Source organism: Microbacterium rhizosphaerae, assembly GCF_034120055.1.
In the GTDB taxonomy this organism is placed as follows: Bacteria; Actinomycetota; Actinomycetes; order Actinomycetales; family Microbacteriaceae; genus Microbacterium; species Microbacterium rhizosphaerae.
In genome coordinates this window covers 39,276-56,484 of sequence record NZ_CP139368.1, presented here as the reverse complement: position 1 = coordinate 56,484, position 17,209 = coordinate 39,276, and the positions used below count along the sequence as shown (strand labels likewise).

The following is a 17,209-nucleotide window of genomic DNA, read 5'->3' as shown; positions in this document are numbered from 1 at the left end:
TCGGACTGGGCTGTCCACGGATGGCGTCAGATCCCGCACCGGCTTCGGGAGGCATGGCGGATCCACCGTGCGGCGCGGGACGTGATGGTGCTCAATGCGAGCATGGAGATCTATTTCCTGTGCCTGTTCTCGCTGCTGTCGAAGCGGCGCCTCGTCGCCTATGACTTCCTTCGGCCTCGTGCGCGGTGGGCGGTTCCCGTCGGTCGCCTGCTCTTGCGGCGGGTGGACCGTTGGCTTGTCGTTCGTTCATCCGACATCGGCATGCTCGGTTCGGATTTCCGAGTGCCGGCCGATCGATGCGAGTTCGTCCCCTACCCGGGGACTCCAGCGGGCGGCACGACGGAACTCGGCGGCTACGTGTACGCCGCCGGCATCGCGCACAGGGACTGGCCGACCCTCATCGCTGCGGCACGCCTCTGCGATGTGCCGTTCATCATCTCGTCCGATCCGCAGTTGACGGACGTTCCCGCGAACGTGGACGCGAGGCCGCTCGTGCCTCCCGCAGACGGTCGACGACTGGCCGCAGGAGCGCAACTCGTGGTCGTCCCGCTCGTCGACACGAGCCTCCCGGCGGGGCCGACGGTCGTGGTCGATGCTCAGGCGACGGGCAAAGCCGTCATCGCGACCGATACGGGTGGGGCGCGCGACTACGTCGACAACGGGCGCACAGGCTGGCTGGTGCCGCCCGGAGACGCGCCCGCGATGGCTCGCGTCATCGGCGAGGTGTTCGATGACGAGGAGCTGCTGGAGCGAGTCGGTCGAACGGCGGCAGCGGAGATGCCCAGCCCGCGAGCCTGCCTCGACATCGCATGCGAGGCCGCCGCGCGTGACAGCTCGCTGCTTCGATAAGCGCCCGCGCTCTCAGTGCCCGTCGGGAGCGTCTGCCATCATTCGCAGACGGAGTTGAGTCGCGAGGGGGTCTCCACGAGCCGGATCCATCGGCGTCCAATGTGCTTGACGGATCATCGCGGCAGCACCCCATCCGATTCCGATCGTGATGACGACGAGCCGCTGTGCCTTCCTCCGGAGGCCTGCAACCTGTCTGACGCTTCGAAGTTCATGCACGATCCACCGACGGAGCATTCGGGAGCGTATCCCGTCGTACCGCGCAAGGAGCACCATGTGGTTCCGCCGCGCGTAGAGCTTGTACCTCAGATCGAAGCGGGCGCCGTGAACGTGCGGCGCCGGGAGGTGGTCGACGACCGCGTCGGTCGCGAACACAGCCCGACCGCCGGCGCGCTTGACCCGGAGGAAGATGTCGGTGTCCTCGCGGATCGCCGTCCCGGGGTAGTCGTCGCGGAATCCGCCCAGGCGGGCCAGCATCCGCCTCCGGAACGACATATTGGCTCCGATGCCGTGATCGATCGGGGTCGTCGGAGGCTGGATGGACGCGAAGCCTTCAGTGAGCGAGCCATCCTGGCGGAGGCGGCCTACGGGTTGGTCGTAGACGTCCTCCCCGGGCTGGAGATTGCGCGTCCGACCGGCGACCGCGCTGACGGACGGGTCGTCGTACGCCGCGAGGAGCGCCGCCTGCCACTGCGCGCTCACAACGACGTCGTCGTCGAGAAACGAGATCACGTCGCCGCGGGCTCGCTTCAGCGCTTCGTTGCGCGACCTGGTCATCCAGCCCGCGAGCTGCGGGGCATGGACATAGATCGCGGACGGACGGATGCCGGCCACCAGCGCCTCGGCGGACTCCTTCGAGGCATCGACGACCACGATCTCGACGTCGTCGGACACGTTCTCGTCGAGACTCCGCAGGCAGCGTTCGAGATACGTGGGGCGTTCGTATGTGACGACGCAGACACTCAGGCGAGGGCGATCCTCAGCGGTGCTGTCAAGGACGTAGCCCTTCTTCGGACCCGCCGCGGCGGTGATTCGTCGCACCCGGTGATCCCACCTCCAAACCACGGGCTCCGGGATGAGAAGAAGAGCGCGGTCGGTCCAGTAGGGCAGGAGCTGGAAGGACGCCGTCCATGTCCGAAAGGCTTCGACGAGCTTTCCAGGGCGGAGCATCGCCCAGAGGAAGGGTCGGAACTCGCGACGGTAGGTCCAACCGTATGTCCCGAGTGACCGCGGCGCGGCGTCGCCGCAGAGCTCCCACGCTGTGACGCGGGACTGGATGATCCCCCGCGCCATGCCAATACCGGTACGCGTGTACTGAGCGCTGTGGACCCGGTAGAAGAGGAGCGGCTCATCGATCAGGTGCCACTCGGCACGCGTGGCGATCAGGCAGAACAGCACGTGATCCTCGCCCGCATGCATCGTGGGTGGCACGGCTGGGATGCCTTCCAGCAGCGACCGCCGGACGCAGGTTGTTGAGATCACACCGCGATTGCGTTCCAGGAGAAGGCCCAGGCTGTCTCCCTGAATGCGGAGGTACTCGAAGTCGTTCGCCGGGCTCATGCCGATGGCAGCGCGCTCGAGATCGTCGAGCGAAGTTCCGTGCATGTCGACGTTCTGCCCGCCATATTCGTTGATCGGATCGCCGGGCTCCGCGAAGATCCAGTAAACGGCACGCACGGCCTGACACGTCGAATGCCGCTCCAGATAGTCCGCGGTGACGGCCATCTTCCGTTTCGCCCAGAGGTCGTCATCGTCCAGGAACGTCACCCAAGTCGCGGAACACGACTCGATCCCGCGCTGCCGCGCTGCCGCGGTGCCTGATCGTTCAGCAACGGCGACCACGTCGACGGCGGGCCACCTTTGCTTGATCTCTGCGGCCGCGATGAGGTCGCCGTCGACGACGACGATGACACGCGCGGGAGGCAGCGTCTGCCCGAGCGCGCTCGCGATCGACTGATCGAGAAGTGCAGGTCGATTCCCCAGCGTGGGGATGACCACGTCATAGTCGAAGGGCACAGCGCAACCCTAGGCCACGATAGGTGGCGCGCCTCCGGGCGGTTCGGGCACAACGACCGTGCGCAGCCAGTCCTTCCGCCGGAACGGTGTGCTGAGCGTCGCGAGGAGGGGATGCCTGGTCCGCCACATCCATATGTCGAAGATCGCGGGGTCGGCGAGCTCGGGTGCGTGACCGGACCAGCCGAGCTTGCGGCGCATGACCTCGACGTCGCGCACCCACGAGAAGTGCATGATCGCGTCGTCGCGGTGCACGGTTTCGTCGATCCGGAGGGCCCTCGACCCCCACGGGTCGGTGTTTGTGGATCTGAAGTCCGCCCGATAGCGCTGTCCGTCGATCTGGCGCGCAAGGCGCAGGTCGGTTCCTGCCTTCACCGCTAACGGGCCCGGGTACGATGCCGAGAGACGCCAGCGCCGGTCGCACTTCTCGAGATAACGCCCCGGGGCCGAGCGCGAGTACAGCAAACGCGACGGATAGTCGAGGCCTACCGCACCCGCGGCATCGGCGTGGTCCAGCACCGCGAAGAAGCGCTCCTGATTCAGCATGACCTCGTCGGTGTCGAGCTGCAGCACCCACGACGCGTGATCCGACGCGATGTCGAGCGCCTCCTGCCGCTGGAAGGTGTCGTTGTCGAGAGGATCGTGATCGAGGCGGGCGTACGACCCCGGCGCTTCGACGCACTTGCCGTCGGTGTCGAGTTCCGCGACGATGTCCAGGCACTGCTGGATCGGTAGGGGCGTGCCGGTCCAGGAGAGACCCGAGCGATCGTACGAGAGGATGATCTTCTCGACCCGGTCGTAGTAAGCGGAGAGGCTGGCTTTCAGAAAGCTCGGGTCGGCGACGAGCACATAGGCGTTGATACGCATGATTGGCTCGTCAATCTGCTCATCGGTCACAGGGGCAGACACCAACGGGAGTATACCGATTCCGTCCGCCTGGCCGTCACGGCGTTGTCGACCAACCGATTGGCATCACTCCACTCGCCGGCCGGTGCGATCGGAGCCGGTTGCACGGGGAGAGCTCAGTCTGGTGCTCTCTTCGGCCAACGATGGAACATGGTCAAGCAATCTCGTCAGGTGCTTGACGCAGGGCCCGTGGGCGCCGAAGGGGCGCCTCCATCACCTTGTTGGCGGTCAGTCTCCCCCGCGTACCGCTTCTTCAGGCGGAGGAATGGCAACTCTACGTAGCGATAGGAGATGGCAGCGACCGCTATCGCAACAGCGAGCGTCAAGAGGCCAAGCGCTGACCTGGCGAGCGGGACGAACGCCAGAAGAACGGCGTGCACTGGCAGGTGATAGAGATACACGCCGTACGAACGGCGCCCCAGCCACGCCAGGGGCCGCCAGGCCAAAGGCGATGCGAGCGCCGAATGGCTCGACGTCAGGTGCCAGACAACCGCGGACGACGCGGCGGCGATCGCGGGTTCTTCCCAAGAGAACGATGGATATTGGTCGAGGAAACTCGCTCCGACGATGAGGAGGGCCCCCGTCGCCGCAGCGCCGAGACCGAACCACTGACGCTGGACAAAGCTCGGAGTCATCTCGCCGCGCACGAGTAGTGCGACAACGCATCCCGCGAACAGCGCGCTGAAGCGAGACCACGGCAGAAAGTAGGCGCCATCCGGAATACCGTCCGGGGAGGGCTGGAACGATAGCGCAGCAAGTGTGACGGTCGTGATGCCCATCGCTCCAAGAGTCCACAGGAGAACGTTCGCGCGGCGACGAAGCAGCAGGATCAACAGGATTGGCCAAAGTAGATAGAACTGCTCTTCCACCGCGAGACTCCAGGTGTGACCGAAGCCGCCGTGGGCATTCCCCGTGAAGCCAATCACGAAGTCTTGAACGTATGTTCCCGCGAACAACGCGGTGAGAGCGTACCCCGGAAGCGTGCCCTGATCTCCAAGCAGGCGAAAGAAGGGTACGCCGATCACGACCATCGTGATGAGGGCGGGATAGAGCCGCAGAACTCGGCGAGCGTAGAACCATCGAAGTGAGATGGCGCCAGTTCTGTCATGCTCAGCGAGCAACAAGGAAGTGATGAGGAAACCAGAGAGCACGAAGAAGATGTCGACGCCCATCCATCCTCCACCGGTGCCTGGGATGTCCGAGTGGAATGCAATGACGGCCACAACGGCCACCGCTCGGAGGCCGTCGAGTTCAGGGCGGTACGTCACGTCAATTGAGCACGTAGGTGAAGTCCGTGAGAACCGCCCCGCCGGAGATGGCCTCTTCCGACCCGACTTCGGGATAGGGCAGATCGGGGAGGATCTCGAAGGACGCGGCGGCCTCCCACGCGTCGAGGATGCCGGAGCGGCAGACGAACACGTCGACCGAATATCGGCCGGGACGCAGCCATAGGCCGTCGATCGACAGCGTGAGCCGCTGCGGGCGTGACGGATCGAGCCAGACACCGTGCACGCGAGAATCGCACTGCGCAAGCACGACGCCGTTCGCGTCGTTGACGTGCGCGGACACGAAGTAAGGAAGATTCGCGTCGGCGTTGTCGCCGATCTCGATCTCGACGACCTTGGTGTCGGCCACGTGGAACGTCGCGTCGGTGCTGACGGACTCGGCGCGCAGTTCGCCCGTGCCCGGGCGACGGGATGCCTCGACCTGTGCGGCCGCGTGGTCGTCGAACGACTCCCGATACCGCGCCATCGCCGAGTTGACGTCGCCGTGGTAGGCGAGCGTTCCGGCCTGGAGGAACATCGCCGACGTGCAGAGCGTGAGCACCGTCTGCATCTGATGGCTGACGTAGAGGACCGTGCGGCCATCGGCTGCGGCATCCCGCATCTTCGCCAGGGACTTGCGCTGGAACTCTGCGTCGCCCACCGCAAGCACCTCGTCGATTGCGAGGATCTCGGTATCGAGATGTGCCGCGACGGCGAACGCGAGCCGCACGTACATGCCTGAGGAGTAGCGCTTGACCGGGGTGTCGAGGAACTTCTCGACACCCGAGAAGTCGACGATCTCGTCGAACCGGCGCACGATCTCGCGTCTGCGCATGCCGAGGAGCGTGCCGTTCAGGAAGATGTTCTCGCGCCCGGTCAACTCGGGGTGGAACCCCGTCCCGACCTCGAGGAGGCTTCCCACGCGGCCGTTGAGTTCGATGCGACCGGTCGTCGGTGCCGTGATGCGGGTGAGCAGCTTCAGGAGCGTGGACTTGCCGGCGCCGTTGCGTCCGATGATGCCGACCGCCTCGCCTTGCGCGATCTCGAAGTCGAGAGCGTGAAGTGCGTCGAAGAATTCGAACTCGGGACGTTGGAACGGGCGCTTCGCGAACTCCACGAAGGCCTCCGTGGCGCGATTCGAGGTGTTCCGGTGGTTGATGCGGTAGGTCTTCGAGACATTCGTCGCCCTGATCGCGGCGTGCGCCTGCACCATGTGTCTCCCGCTGTCAACCGGGCGATGAAGAAGTACAATCGCCAGCGTTTTACGGTATCATCGCCCGTGTCACTACCTGTGAGTGAACGAGGGGTTCGGCTGCTGGGGCGTCGGGCCCGCAGCCGCAATACCAAGTCCCGGCACAGCGCATACACTGACTTGGACCGGGGCACACTGCTCCGACTGACTCTGGGGGTCACCATGAGCGATTTCGAACCGCAGCCTACAGGCGGCGTCAGCCGTCGCACCGTCACGAAGGCCATGGCGTGGGCCGTTCCGGCGATCGCCATCGCCGCCCCGGCGCCCGCTTTCGCGGCATCCGGGCCGCCTCCGCAGATCACGGTTCTCGCCGCCTGCAAGCAGCCCGGCGACAGCTGCGACAACCAGTGGGGCTTCATCAAGGGCTACACGTTCGTCGTGAAGTTCACGAACGTCGAAAGCCAGCCGATCTACATCTACACCGGGGCTGCCGGAGCCTTGGCGCCGATCTTCGACGTGACGTCGCCGGTTCCCTTCACCTACGCATCTGCGCGCCTCTTCGACCCCGCACTCCAGAACTCGCCGACGGGGCCGATCGGCGCCGCTGTCGGCACGGAGGTGCAGATCGCGGCGAACTCCTCGATCTACGTGATCATCAACGCGGGTACCAACTCCAACAGTGCGAACACGAGCGCCGTGGGCGATCTGTTCCTCGCATGGGGTCACACGGCGACCCCCGGCGCAGACCCCGACCACCCGTACACACCTGTTCCGACCGGCACGAACACGCCGGGTTCCGGGTGGTTCGGCGGGACGTTCAACTTCGCGTCGACCAACCCCTGCAGCAACTGCTTCCCGACTGTGAACGTCTGACGCGTCCCGACCAGACTGACGAACAGCGCCCCGGGCAACCGGGGCGCTGTTCTGTCTGCTGCCTACCGGCCCACAGACTCTCAGGATGAGCGGCGGCGCTAGATGAGGTCTGCGAACGATCGTTCGTAGCGCTGGAAGGTCGTCGCTCCCAGCAACAACACGAGCACCGCGACGACGGCGGAGCCGATGAGCTGCCAGGCGGGTGGCATCGCCGTCCCGAGGACCGACCAGCGGAAGCCGTCCAGCATCCATGCGAGCGGATTCGCGAGGAAGAGCGGCCGCAGATTCGCGGGGACAGCATCCGTCGCGTACGCGACCGGCGTCGCATAGAGAGCGACTTGGAGCACCCACGGCAGGATGTATTGCACATCGCGGTACTTGACCATCCACGCGGACGCCGCAAGGCCGATCCCGAGCGCCACGGCGACGAAGATGACGACCCACACGGGGACGAGAAGCACCGGCCAGCCCGGATTCACCCGGTAGATGAACAGCAGGATGACGCCGAGCGCGAATCCGACACCGAAGTCGAGGAGCGTGGATGCCGCGGTCGAGACCGGCATGAGCATCCGGGGGAAGAACACCTTCGACACGAGAGCCTGGTTCGCGACGAGCGACGGGGCCGCGCGCGAGACCGTGCTCGCGAAGAGCGTCCACGCCAGCATGCTCATGTACGAGAAGAGAAAGTACGGCACGCCACCGCTCGGCAGCTTCGCGACCGCGCCGAACACGATCGCAAAGATTCCTGCGGACGCGAGTGGCTGGATGAGCACCCACGCGACGCCGATCAGCGTCTGACGGTAGCGCAGCACGATGTCGCGTTGACCGAAGCGCATCGCGACCTCGCGGGCCTCCCACAACTCGCGCCACGGCGGCAACGCGAGCCGGCCGGGGGGCGTGATGATGGTCGGGCGCACGGATCGATCGTACCGGCCGACACACGGAACTCGATTGCGTCGGAAAGGCAGACGGTCAGACGATCCCGTCGATCACAGCGCGCATCTGCGCCGCGCGCTCGTTCCATTCGGGGATCGGCATCTCGGCTCCCTCCGGGACGACCGAGCGGGCCTGGATCGACTCGAGCACCGCTCGGGGAAAGTCTGCAGCCACCGCGATGCGGATGTGCGGGTCATCCGCATCCCGGAAACCCGCTACCGGCGTCGAGACGACGGGCCGACGCACGGCTCGGTACTCATAGAGCTTGATCGGGTCGAGACTCTCGGTGAAGGGCGTCACCACGTGCGGCACCGTCAGGACATCCGCGTGCTGCAGGTAGGCGATCACCTCATCACGCCCACGGCGTCCCAGCAGCAGGACGCCCGCGTCCGTGAGGCGGGCGGTCTCCGCCGCCTCGAGCGAGTTCGGACCCACCAGCACCAGGCGACCAGCCTCGCCGAGAGCTTGCGCCGTGCTCACGCACAATCCGACATCCAGCCGGTCCCGGTGCAGGGTGCCGACGTAGAGTGCGGAGCTGTTCGGAAGGTCGGCGGGCCGCTCACGCGGCACCCGGTAGGCGTCGACATCGACGCCGTTGGTGATGAGCTCAACGCCTCCGGGACGCTCTGCGATCTTCCTCCGTACGAGCTCGGGAGAGCACGCGACGACCGCGGCGGCATGGTCCAGAAGCCACGACTCGTCCGCTCGGAGCCGGGCGAGCTCGGGCTCCGGCCGGTCGGCGGCCAACCAGTCGTCCGTGATGTCATAGAGGGTAGGCCAACCGCTGAGGCGTGCGAGCGGCGCGGCCGCCGGGTCGTTGATCCAGAGGAGCGGATGCGTCATCCCGGCTCGCCCGACTCGCTTGAGCACGCTCCGGGCGAGACGCTCGTCGGCATGTGCATCGAAGCGGCGCGGGAACCATTTCACCGGCCGGAAGCGGAGCAGTCGCCCTTCGTACCCCTCGGCCAGCGTGAGCGCCGTTCCTCGCCCGGGCGAGCGTCCCGACACGATATCGTGCAGCGGGTCGGCGGCGGGTTCGACGAAGAGCACCCGCAGGTCGGGGTCGTCGGCCAGCAGACACGCGATCAGGTGCTGGTTTCGACGCCACACATCGTCCCAGGGCTCGAGTGACATCACGACGAGATCCATCAACGACTCTTTCTGGAGGCGATCGCGGCGCGATAGACGGTCTCCGTCCCGGCCGCTTGGGAGTCCATCGAGAACGAGGTGCGTTGGCGTGCGCGGCCGGCCGCCCCCAACGCCTCCCGCGCGGTGGTGTCCTCGGCGAGCGAGCGGAGGCTGCGGCCTGCGTCCTCCGGGTCGTCGGGACGGTACAGGGCGCGAGCATCGAGGCCTTGGAGGATCTCGGTATGGCCTCCGGCATCGGCCGCGATGACGGGGAGCCCGACGGCCATCGCCTCGATCACCGACAGTCCGAGCCCCTCGACGGTGCACGGCGCGAGCAGCATCCCCGCTTCTTGCATCAGCGCCGGGACATCGCTTCGGAAGCCGAGGAAACGGACGTGCGGTCCCACCGCCTGGCGGGCGAGCACCTCGAGGCGCTCGCGCTCCGATCCCTCGCCGGCGATCTCGAGCACCCAGCCGGCGTCTGCCAGCCCAGAGGCAGCGAACGCGCGGACGCCGAGGTCGGTGCGCTTCTCAACCTCCAGTCGCTGCGCCATGAGCACCACCCGCTGGCGCGGGAGCTCCACATCGGGGGCGACGTCGACGCCGGAGTGGACGACTGTGCTCGGCCGCCCGATGGTGGCGGCGACCGCCCGGCTGATGGAGATCTCCGCATCGATGCGGCCCCCGATGAGGACGTCCACGGGGATGCCGCTGCCGACTCCACGCCTACTGGTGAAGTGTCGCGTGGAGACGAGGGCGGGCCGCGTCCGGCGACCGGCGAGGGCGAGGACGGCGGCGACGTCCGCGGCCGTCATGTGCGTGTTCACGACATCCGATCGGGCTACAGCGGTCCGCAGGGCCCGTATCGTCTCCGACGTCGTGGCTGCCGCAGAGAACGTCACTCGTTCTTCCTCCAGCATGCGCTGCATCCTGGCGGGGGACCCGCCGATCACGTGGACGAGGTGACCATCTCGCGCCTGACGGATGGCGAGGCGGGCGACGAACTGCTCGACACCCGCGAAGGCGTCCGACCGAATCGCATGGATGATGCGGAGACCCTCGCTCATGGGGCGGCCCGCTCCCGCTCGACCTCCGCGAAGAGGTCGAGGTAGCGTTGCGCGATCGCCGTCCAGCCATGGTCCTCGACGCTGGCCCGAGCCCGTTGCGACCAGGGCCCGAGGTCGGCGGCGGCGAGCTCCTCGAATCGCTTGGCGAGCTCGTGGGGATCGCGATCGACGAGGTAGCCGTTCGATCCGTCGACGATGATCTCCGGCGCATACCCCGTTCGGGTCGTGATCACCGGCAGGCCGGCTGCGAGCGCCTCGAGGATCACGAGCGCGTTGGACTCGTATGCACTCGGCAGGACGAAGAAGTCGGCGGCTGCCAGGAACAGCTCGAGATCCTGGCGAGGGCCGACCAGCAGTACGCGGTCCCCGACTCCGATGCGCTCGGCGTGATGCCGGGCATCTTCCATGATCTGAGCCGAGCCCCCGACGACGAGGAGCAGCACCGTCGTCGCCTCGACCAGGGCGTCGATCGCGTAGGAGAGCCCCTTGCGCTCGAACTCATGGCCGACGAAGATCGCCACCCGCGCCTCGTCATCGAGGTGGAAGGTCTCCCGTGCCGCTCGGCGTTGGGGCGAGGTCGGAGGGTGGAATCTCTGCAGGTCGACTCCATTGGGGATGACCACGATCGGTGGCCGGATGCGGCCGTACGTCGCGCGGAGGACGCGTGCCTCCTCGTGAGACAGGGCGACGACGCGACGGTGGGTGCCGCTGCGGAAGCGGTGGCGGTCCCGCACATGCGTGAAGATGTGCGTCGGATTGCGCAGCATCCGCCACGCTCCGTTTCCACGCGCGTTCATCGCCGCATTGATGACCCCGTGGCTGACGTACACGTCGCCGGCGAGCACGTTGTGGTGACACAGAGAGACGGCCCCAGGGCGCTCGGCGAGAAACTCCCTCGCCCGAATTGTGCCTGCCGTGCTGAACCAGATCGTGCGCCACGCCCGGGCGAAGCGTCGGGCGAGCGAGCGGCGAGGCCATGGTCGTGCCGCTCGTCGCCGGGCGGAGTCGAAGGTGAAGTCCTCGACTTCGGCACCGAGAGACCGCCACTCGCGTTCGAGGTTCCACGCCACACCCGCGACGCCCGAGCCCGGGCCGACGACGGCGACGATCTGCACGATCCGGGTCATCGTCGCGCTCCGGCTTGAGCCGTCAGGCGCGCCTCCACGTGCACGGGCCCCAGGCGGTAAAGGGCGGCGCGACGTCGGGCGTCGCGCCTTCGACTGCCGGTGAGGAGCATCGAGCGGGCCTGTGCCCCCAACCAGACAGCCGCGCGGGCAGCCTGCCAGCCGGCCGCACCGAAGTGCTTGCGGAAATAGCGCTCCTGCGAGGCATGGAAATGCGCCTCTCGACGACGGGGATCGCTGCTGGTTGCGGCACCCACATGCATCGCGTGCACGGCCGGGACGCCGCGGTGCCGCCAGCCGAGGAGGTGAGCGCGATACGCCCAATCCGTCTCCTCCGCATAGAGGAAGAACCGCTCATCGAACAGGCCGACCTCCTCCAGCGCTTCGGCCCGCAGGAGAAGGACGGCGCCGATGACGTAGCTGCTCCCGCCCTCGAGACGCGCCAGCCCCATCGCCTCCAGCCAGGCATGGACAGGGGACGGAAATGGCCACTCGACCCGTGCTTCTCGGCCTGCGTCATCCGTCTGGGCGGGTGCGACGCTCGCGAGACGGGGATCGGCCCGGAGCTCCCGCTGCAGCGCAGTGATTGCCTCCGGCGTGATCCGTGCATCGGGATTCAGCAGGAGGACATCAGCACCCGGCACGACGCGGTGCGTGAGGCCGACGTTCACCCCGGCTGCGAACCCCCCGTTGCGGCCTGCATCGATATATCGCACGCCGATTCCGCGGCACAGCTCGGCGATCTCCGAGGATGACGAGTTGTCGACGACCGTCGTCGGCAGGACTGCGACCGGCTCCAGCGCCGCCCGCAGCAACCCGGGCGCTCCGTAGGCGACGACGATGACCTCGACACCCCGGTCGTCGGCCGTGTCCGTGATCGGCGCCACTCTCGGCTCCCCTGGCTAGGCTTTTCCGCATAACACTATCCGCCGCTAGGCGGCAGATCCGTGAGCGAGGGTGGAGGTCCGGGGATGCCTCGTGAGTTCACGATCCTCACTGTGTGCGACGGCAACATCCATCGGTCGCCCCTTGCCGAGGCGCTTCTGCGCCTCTGGTCCGGCTGGTATCTGCCGCCGGCCCTCGCCGACGTGGTCAGGATCGGCAGCGCCGGACTCATCGCGCCGGACGGCGCCCCCATGGGACGTCGCGTGGCGCGCATCGCGCACGCCCTCGGAGTGGTGGATGCCGAGCACCGCGCCAGGCTTCTGACGGACAGCATGATCCGGCACGCCGATCTCGTGCTGACCGCGACCGCCCGCCAGAGAGACACCGTCATCGGCAGGGTGCCCGCGGCCCTCAAAGTCACGATGACCGTCCGGGAGGCGGGTCAGGCGGCTCAGGCCCTCAGGGCTCGCGGGCTCGCGGCACCGCCCACGACTGAGGACGATCTGCGCCGGATCGTCGCCTCCCTCAATGCCGAGCGTGCCGGTGGGGCCAAAGACGTGATCGACCCTCAGGGCCACGGAGACGCCGTCTTTCTCAGGATGACGAGCGAAGCCGTCCCCGCACTCTGCGAGGTGGCGACGATCCTGCTCGGGATGCCGGTGGCCGACCGCGACGCCTATGTGGAGGGGGTGTCGGATCCTGCGCGGCTCGCCCAGGCGGCCGGCTTGGATGCCTCTTCGTACAGTGCGAGGTAATCGCGGGCGACGGCATCCCATGAGCACTCCGCGGCCCGCGCCCGCCCGCGCTCGCGCAGCTCATCGGCTTCGATCGTGGATGCTCGGACGAGTGCGTCGGCCAATGCGACGGAGTCGCCTTCTGCCACGATGATGCCGGCGCCCGCGACGACGTCGGGCAGCGCGCCGGCATCGCTGGCGACCACCGGAACCCCGCATGCCATCGCCTCGACGGCGACACGCCCGAACTGCTCGGTCCACCCAGGACGCGCGATGGACGGCACGGCCATGACGTCGACCGAGTGGTAGAACGCGACGACGTCGGCGGAGTCGATTGAGCCGACCAGCTCGACGCGCTCGGAGAGCCCTCGTTGCGTGATCTCGGCGGGAAGCGTCGTGCCCAGGGGACCGCCGCCCGCGATCCGCGCTCTGAGCCGCCGGTCGTGTGCGAGCGCGTCCAGCAGCACGAGGATGCCCTTCTCGGGAACCAGCCTGCCGACGAACCCCACTGTGATCGCCTCACCGGCCGCGCGCGGCGGACCCGGCGTGAAGGTCGAGAGGTCGATTCCCAGCGGGATGACCCGCGCGGAGCTCCTCAGCCCCTTTCGTCGCGAGATGCGAGCGGCTTCCCGATTGCACGCCGAGAGTCCCGCGGCGCGCCCGAGGGCGAACCGCTCGAACCAGCGGAAGGGCACCGGGTACCGCTTCTCGAGGTTCTGCGCCGTGTAGAGAATGAACGGCGCGCGGCATCCGCTCAGCCATCGCAGAAGCAGGACCTCGGCGGTGACGAGTGCGAACGGCTCCTCGTGGATGTCGATGACATCCGGGCCGGCGCGCAGCGCTCGCAGGATCGGGAGCGGATCGAACACGAACAGTGCGGGGTGCGACCCCAGCGTCGGCGTCGGACGGACGCGCTCGCCGGGTCTCGGGTGCGGGGTCACGATAGCGCCGCCCTCCTCCCAGGAGGCTGCGCAGATCGTCGCGATGTCAAGGCCCAGGGGCCCCGACGCTCGCTCGCGACCACGCCATTCATCGACGGCAGCGCTGTGCGAGATCCTGAGCACGCGCACGGCTCACCCCCGTACACTCGACTGCGCACACTCTATCCGCCGCCCGTGGACGGTCGGCGGGTCGCATCGGAGGAGAGCATGTCACCCGACTCCGCAGCGCTCAGAACGCTCTTCCTGAACCACACCACGGTGCCGGGTGGTGCCGAACTTTCGCTGGTCAGGATGCTGCGCGCCCACGAACGCTGGAACGCCGCGGTGCTGCTGGCTCGACCCGCGACCCCCGGGCTCGGCGCTTTCGCCGACGTTCCGGCACGCATCCCGGTGCTGGTCGCAGGAGTCGTACAGCGACACGGGGCGAGCAGCGCCGGCTCCTCTGCACAGGCGGCGAACGCGGTCAGACTCGCCGCACAAGCGGCGTCGACCCGCGTGCACCCGGCATTCCGCACGGCGGATGTCGTCGTGGCGAACACCACGAGGTCGGCGGCGTACGGCGCGCTGGCGGCACGCACCTCGCGGATTCCCTACATCGTGCACATCCGCGACCTCGTCGACCCGGAGGCCATCGGGGGCTCCGGCGCGGCGATCATGGAGCGAATCGTGCTCCCCCGCGCGGACGGCGTCATCGCGGACACGGAGCGCGCGCTGGATTCGGCTCGCCCCTTCGCCCGCCGGGATGCGGTGCTGCGGGTCGTGCCGAGCGCCTCGGGGATCGTGCGGCGTGCGCGTCCGACGCGATCCAGCGCCCCGCTGCGGATCGGCATGCTCGCCCGCATCGACCCGTGGAAGGGCCAGGAACTCCTCCTCGAGGCTTTCGCCGCGGCCTTCCCCGCCGGCGATCAGCGTCTCGAGCTTGCCGGCGGGGCGCCCTTCGGACACGAGGACTTCGCCGCGCACCTGCGCCGGCGCGCCGTCGAGCTCGGAGTGGGCGACCGCCTCGATCTTCTCGGGCATGTCAGCGACGTGGATGCCCTGCTGGACCAATGGGACATCGCCGTGCAGGCCTCGCTGCGGGCGGAGCCGCTCGGTCAGAACGTGCTCCAGTACCTGGCGGCGGGGTGCGCGACGATCGTCGCGGATGAGGGCGGACCGACGGAATGGGTCCGGCCGGAGGTGAACGGGCTGCATTTCACCGCGCGCGACCCGGCATCGCTCGCCGCGGCTCTGCGTCGGCTGGCGGACGATGTCACGCTCCGCGATCGCCTCGGGGGAGTCGCATCCGTGACACCCCAGCTGATGACGGATGCCGAAGCAGCCGCTGCGCACCGAGGGGTCTATCTCGAGGCCGCGCGTCTGAACCGCCGGTAGCATCGAGGCATGCCCGGCGCCCTGACGCTCGCCTTGCCGCTCATGCTCGCCGCCGTGCTGATCACGAGCGGCATCGCGAAGCTCCGCCATCCCGACGACCTGAGCGGCTGGCGCGAGCTCGGTGTGCCGCGGGCACTGCAGCGAGAGTGGCTGCTGCGGGTTCATCCCTGGGGTGAAATCGCCCTCGGCCTCGCGCTGCTCGTGCTGGGGGGCCTGCTCGGCCTCCTCGCGGCCCTCGTCGCCGTCTTCCTGATGGCTTGGTATGTGCGGCTTGTGGCGATCGCCTGGCGCGCAGACGACGGCGCCGAGTGCGCGTGCTTCGGGGTGCGCAAGCGCGTCACCGGGGTGACCGTCGTGCGGAACATCTGGCTGACAGCCGTCGCGATCGCCGCCGCAGCGGTCGTCTGGACGCTTCCTCTCCTGGGCGGTGCCGTCGCCGGTATCACGGCCGCCGGCGCCTGGTGGTGGGTGGTGGCGCTTCTTGTCGCAAGTGTCACCGCCGTGATCATCATGTGGCCAGGCGGAGAACAGGTGTCTGCGGCCGCGGCCGAGCCGCGCTCGACCGTCGATGGCGACGACCAGGATTACGTCCGTGTGCGCACGCCATCCGTCCCCGTCACACTCGCGGACGGCCGAACGGTCAATCTGCGGTCCTTGACGAGAGCCCGTCCTGTTCTGCTCCTCGCGGTCTCGACGGTATGCGGATCCTGCAACGAGGTGATCGCGAAGATCGGTGAATGGCGCGCGCTGCTTCCGGAGGTGGATGTGCGTTTCCTCCTGCCGTTCCCACCCGAGATCAGCGATCTCATCGAACGTGAAGAGCCGCAGTCGCTGCATGACTCGGACAACTACGTGCGTGATTCGATCGCGGACTGGGCGACGCCGACCGCGGTGCTGCTGGGCGTGGACAACATGCTCGCGGGAGGGCCGATCTCGGGAACGGAAGCGATCAAGGATTTCGTGCAGGAGATCCGGGCGTCCCTCGATGAGATGACCGTGGCCTGATCCGAGTCGTTGAGGTGACGGCCCCGCGCCAACCCGGCGCAGGCCGCCTGTCTAACGAAGTGGTGTCGGGGAGTGCCCTCCGGGACGCATTTCCGGCAACATGGTGCTCAATGGGGAGAAGGGGGACTCCGATGTCTCGTTCCGCACGCGTGACCGCCGGCGCGCTGGCCGTATTCGCTGTCGCGCTCGGCGCCCTCGTGGGCTGCTCGTCGAACCCGTCTCCCGCCTCCAGCTCCGCCCCTCCGTCCGCATCGGCGTCCGCCCCCGGAACGGCGGCCGTGGGAGCGGCATGGCTCGACGCCGGCAAGGGCACCGCAGTCGTGAGCATGGGGAGCTCGACGTGCCCGCCGAAGGCGGGCGATGCCTCGGCCAGCGGGCAGACCGTCACGGTCGAGTTCAGCCTGCCCACGGGGAAGACCGCCTGCACGGCCGACTACGCACCCCGCGCCTCGTACGTCGCGCTTCCCGCCGGCGTCGACCCGACCAAGGAGGTCGAGATCGTCGCCAAGGGCGCCCTCTCTGGAACGGTGAAGCTCGCGGCACTCCCCTCGATGCCCGCCGCGGGCGGCGAGAACGCGCCGAGCGCCGGCTGGATCGAAGGCGCCGGCAGCGGCTCGGAGCTCCCGAACGGCAGCTTCGCGTTCGCCACGTGGGGTTCGTCGACCTGCCCGCCCTCAGTCGGGTCGGTGACCGCCACCGGCGCTGCGGCGGTCGTGGTCCAGCTCACGGCTTCCGCCGAAACCGCCTGCACGATGGACATGGTTCCTCGCGCCGGCCTCACCGCCGTGCCGGCGACCGTCACCGGCGACGCCGTCAAGGTCGCCTTCCTGGGGGCCGGCGCCGCAGGCACCGCGGACATGCTCGGCACGCGCTGACGCGGCTGCGGTCACCCCGCAGGATGCACCGGTGCATCCTGCGCC

16 protein-coding genes are annotated in these 17,209 nt (G+C 68.1%); 6 read left to right on the top strand and 10 right to left on the bottom strand.

The window, feature by feature from the left end:
- Window positions 1-102: 102 nt before the first annotated feature.
- The gene (locus SM116_RS00280) at window positions 103-849 is read left to right on the top strand and encodes a glycosyltransferase (protein WP_320942474.1); all 747 of its coding nucleotides are present in this window, start codon (window positions 103-105) and stop codon (window positions 847-849) included.
- 12 nt (window positions 850-861) lie between these two features.
- On the opposite strand, the gene SM116_RS00275 is transcribed toward SM116_RS00280, so the two are convergent.
- The 4 genes from SM116_RS00275 to SM116_RS00260 all read right to left on the bottom strand — a co-directional run bounded on the left by SM116_RS00275 (window position 862) and on the right by SM116_RS00260 (window position 6,243).
- Window positions 862-2,862: a glycosyltransferase family 2 protein gene (locus tag SM116_RS00275; protein WP_320942473.1), complete on the bottom strand. Its 2,001-nt coding sequence runs from the start codon at window positions 2,860-2,862 to the stop codon at window positions 862-864.
- A 9-nt stretch (window positions 2,863-2,871) separates the two neighbouring features.
- Window positions 2,872-3,726, bottom strand: a complete 855-nt coding sequence (locus SM116_RS00270) for a hypothetical protein (protein ID WP_320942472.1) — start codon at window positions 3,724-3,726, stop codon at window positions 2,872-2,874.
- Window positions 3,727-3,932: 206 nt separating this feature from the next.
- The gene (locus SM116_RS00265) at window positions 3,933-5,033 is read right to left on the bottom strand and encodes an acyltransferase family protein (RefSeq protein ID WP_320942471.1); all 1,101 of its coding nucleotides are present in this window, start codon (window positions 5,031-5,033) and stop codon (window positions 3,933-3,935) included.
- 1 nt (window position 5,034) lies between these two features.
- A complete protein-coding gene (locus tag SM116_RS00260) occupies window positions 5,035-6,243 on the bottom strand; it encodes an ABC transporter ATP-binding protein (protein ID WP_320942470.1) in 1,209 nt (402 codons plus the stop codon).
- Window positions 6,244-6,444: 201 nt separating this feature from the next.
- Between SM116_RS00260 and SM116_RS00255 the strand changes: the two genes are divergently transcribed.
- Window positions 6,445-7,095, top strand: a complete 651-nt coding sequence (locus SM116_RS00255) for a hypothetical protein (RefSeq protein WP_320942469.1) — start codon at window positions 6,445-6,447, stop codon at window positions 7,093-7,095.
- A 98-nt stretch (window positions 7,096-7,193) separates the two neighbouring features.
- Here SM116_RS00255 and SM116_RS00250 read toward each other — a convergent pair whose 3' ends face one another.
- From SM116_RS00250 to SM116_RS00230, 5 genes are read right to left on the bottom strand one after another with little or no spacing between them, the layout of a single operon-like run.
- Window positions 7,194-8,012, bottom strand: a complete 819-nt coding sequence (locus SM116_RS00250) for an ABC transporter permease (RefSeq protein ID WP_320942468.1) — start codon at window positions 8,010-8,012, stop codon at window positions 7,194-7,196.
- Window positions 8,013-8,067: 55 nt separating this feature from the next.
- Window positions 8,068-9,180, bottom strand: a complete 1,113-nt coding sequence (locus SM116_RS00245; RefSeq protein ID WP_320942467.1) for a glycosyltransferase — start codon at window positions 9,178-9,180, stop codon at window positions 8,068-8,070.
- Window positions 9,180-10,226 (bottom strand): glycosyltransferase family 4 protein, encoded by a 1,047-nt coding sequence (locus tag SM116_RS00240; protein ID WP_320942466.1) that lies wholly within the window; start codon window positions 10,224-10,226, stop codon window positions 9,180-9,182. Before SM116_RS00240 ends, SM116_RS00245 begins: the two co-directional genes overlap by 1 nt.
- Window positions 10,223-11,353: a glycosyltransferase family 4 protein gene (locus tag SM116_RS00235; protein WP_320942465.1), complete on the bottom strand. Its 1,131-nt coding sequence runs from the start codon at window positions 11,351-11,353 to the stop codon at window positions 10,223-10,225. Before SM116_RS00235 ends, SM116_RS00240 begins: the two co-directional genes overlap by 4 nt.
- Entirely contained in the window at window positions 11,350-12,237 is an 888-nt protein-coding gene (locus SM116_RS00230; protein ID WP_320942464.1) for a glycosyltransferase family 2 protein, read from the bottom strand. The genes SM116_RS00235 and SM116_RS00230 overlap by 4 nt, the downstream gene beginning before the upstream one ends.
- A gap of 84 nt (window positions 12,238-12,321) precedes the next feature.
- Between SM116_RS00230 and SM116_RS00225 the strand changes: the two genes are divergently transcribed.
- Window positions 12,322-12,990, top strand: a complete 669-nt coding sequence (locus SM116_RS00225) for an arsenate reductase/protein-tyrosine-phosphatase family protein (RefSeq protein WP_320942463.1) — start codon at window positions 12,322-12,324, stop codon at window positions 12,988-12,990.
- Here SM116_RS00225 and SM116_RS00220 read toward each other — a convergent pair.
- Window positions 12,912-13,910 (bottom strand): glycosyltransferase, encoded by a 999-nt coding sequence (locus tag SM116_RS00220; protein WP_320942462.1) that lies wholly within the window; start codon window positions 13,908-13,910, stop codon window positions 12,912-12,914. The genes SM116_RS00225 and SM116_RS00220 overlap by 79 nt on opposite strands.
- 207 nt (window positions 13,911-14,117) lie before the next feature.
- On the opposite strand from SM116_RS00220, the gene SM116_RS00215 reads away from it, so the two are divergent.
- From SM116_RS00215 to SM116_RS00205, 3 genes are all read left to right on the top strand, one after another.
- Window positions 14,118-15,284, top strand: coding sequence for a glycosyltransferase (locus SM116_RS00215; protein ID WP_320942461.1), 1,167 nt, complete (start codon window positions 14,118-14,120; stop codon window positions 15,282-15,284).
- Between the two features lie 9 nt (window positions 15,285-15,293).
- Window positions 15,294-16,289 carry a MauE/DoxX family redox-associated membrane protein gene (locus SM116_RS00210; RefSeq protein ID WP_320942460.1) on the top strand — a complete coding sequence of 332 codons (996 nt, stop codon included), beginning with the start codon at window positions 15,294-15,296 and terminating at the stop codon, window positions 16,287-16,289.
- Between the two features lie 131 nt (window positions 16,290-16,420).
- Window positions 16,421-17,164, top strand: coding sequence for a hypothetical protein (locus tag SM116_RS00205; RefSeq protein WP_320942459.1), 744 nt, complete (start codon window positions 16,421-16,423; stop codon window positions 17,162-17,164).
- Window positions 17,165-17,209: the final 45 nt, after the last annotated feature.

What these genes read in the sequence shown, in the direction of transcription:
- SM116_RS00280 (WP_320942474.1), top strand. Translation starts at nt 103, where the DNA reads ATGGAGATCTATTTCCTGTGCCTGTTCTCGCTGCTGTCGAAGCGGCGC.
- SM116_RS00270 (WP_320942472.1), bottom strand. Translation starts at nt 3,726, where the DNA reads ATGCGTATCAACGCCTATGTGCTCGTCGCCGACCCGAGCTTTCTGAAA.
- SM116_RS00260 (WP_320942470.1), bottom strand. Translation starts at nt 6,243, where the DNA reads ATGGTGCAGGCGCACGCCGCGATCAGGGCGACGAATGTCTCGAAGACC.
- SM116_RS00255 (WP_320942469.1), top strand. Translation starts at nt 6,445, where the DNA reads ATGAGCGATTTCGAACCGCAGCCTACAGGCGGCGTCAGCCGTCGCACC.
- SM116_RS00245 (WP_320942467.1), bottom strand. Translation starts at nt 9,180, where the DNA reads ATGGATCTCGTCGTGATGTCACTCGAGCCCTGGGACGATGTGTGGCGT.
- SM116_RS00240 (WP_320942466.1), bottom strand. Translation starts at nt 10,226, where the DNA reads ATGAGCGAGGGTCTCCGCATCATCCATGCGATTCGGTCGGACGCCTTC.
- SM116_RS00235 (WP_320942465.1), bottom strand. Translation starts at nt 11,353, where the DNA reads ATGACCCGGATCGTGCAGATCGTCGCCGTCGTCGGCCCGGGCTCGGGC.
- SM116_RS00225 (WP_320942463.1), top strand. Translation starts at nt 12,322, where the DNA reads ATGCCTCGTGAGTTCACGATCCTCACTGTGTGCGACGGCAACATCCAT.
- SM116_RS00215 (WP_320942461.1), top strand. Translation starts at nt 14,118, where the DNA reads ATGTCACCCGACTCCGCAGCGCTCAGAACGCTCTTCCTGAACCACACC.
- SM116_RS00210 (WP_320942460.1), top strand. Translation starts at nt 15,294, where the DNA reads ATGCCCGGCGCCCTGACGCTCGCCTTGCCGCTCATGCTCGCCGCCGTG.
- SM116_RS00205 (WP_320942459.1), top strand. Translation starts at nt 16,421, where the DNA reads ATGTCTCGTTCCGCACGCGTGACCGCCGGCGCGCTGGCCGTATTCGCT.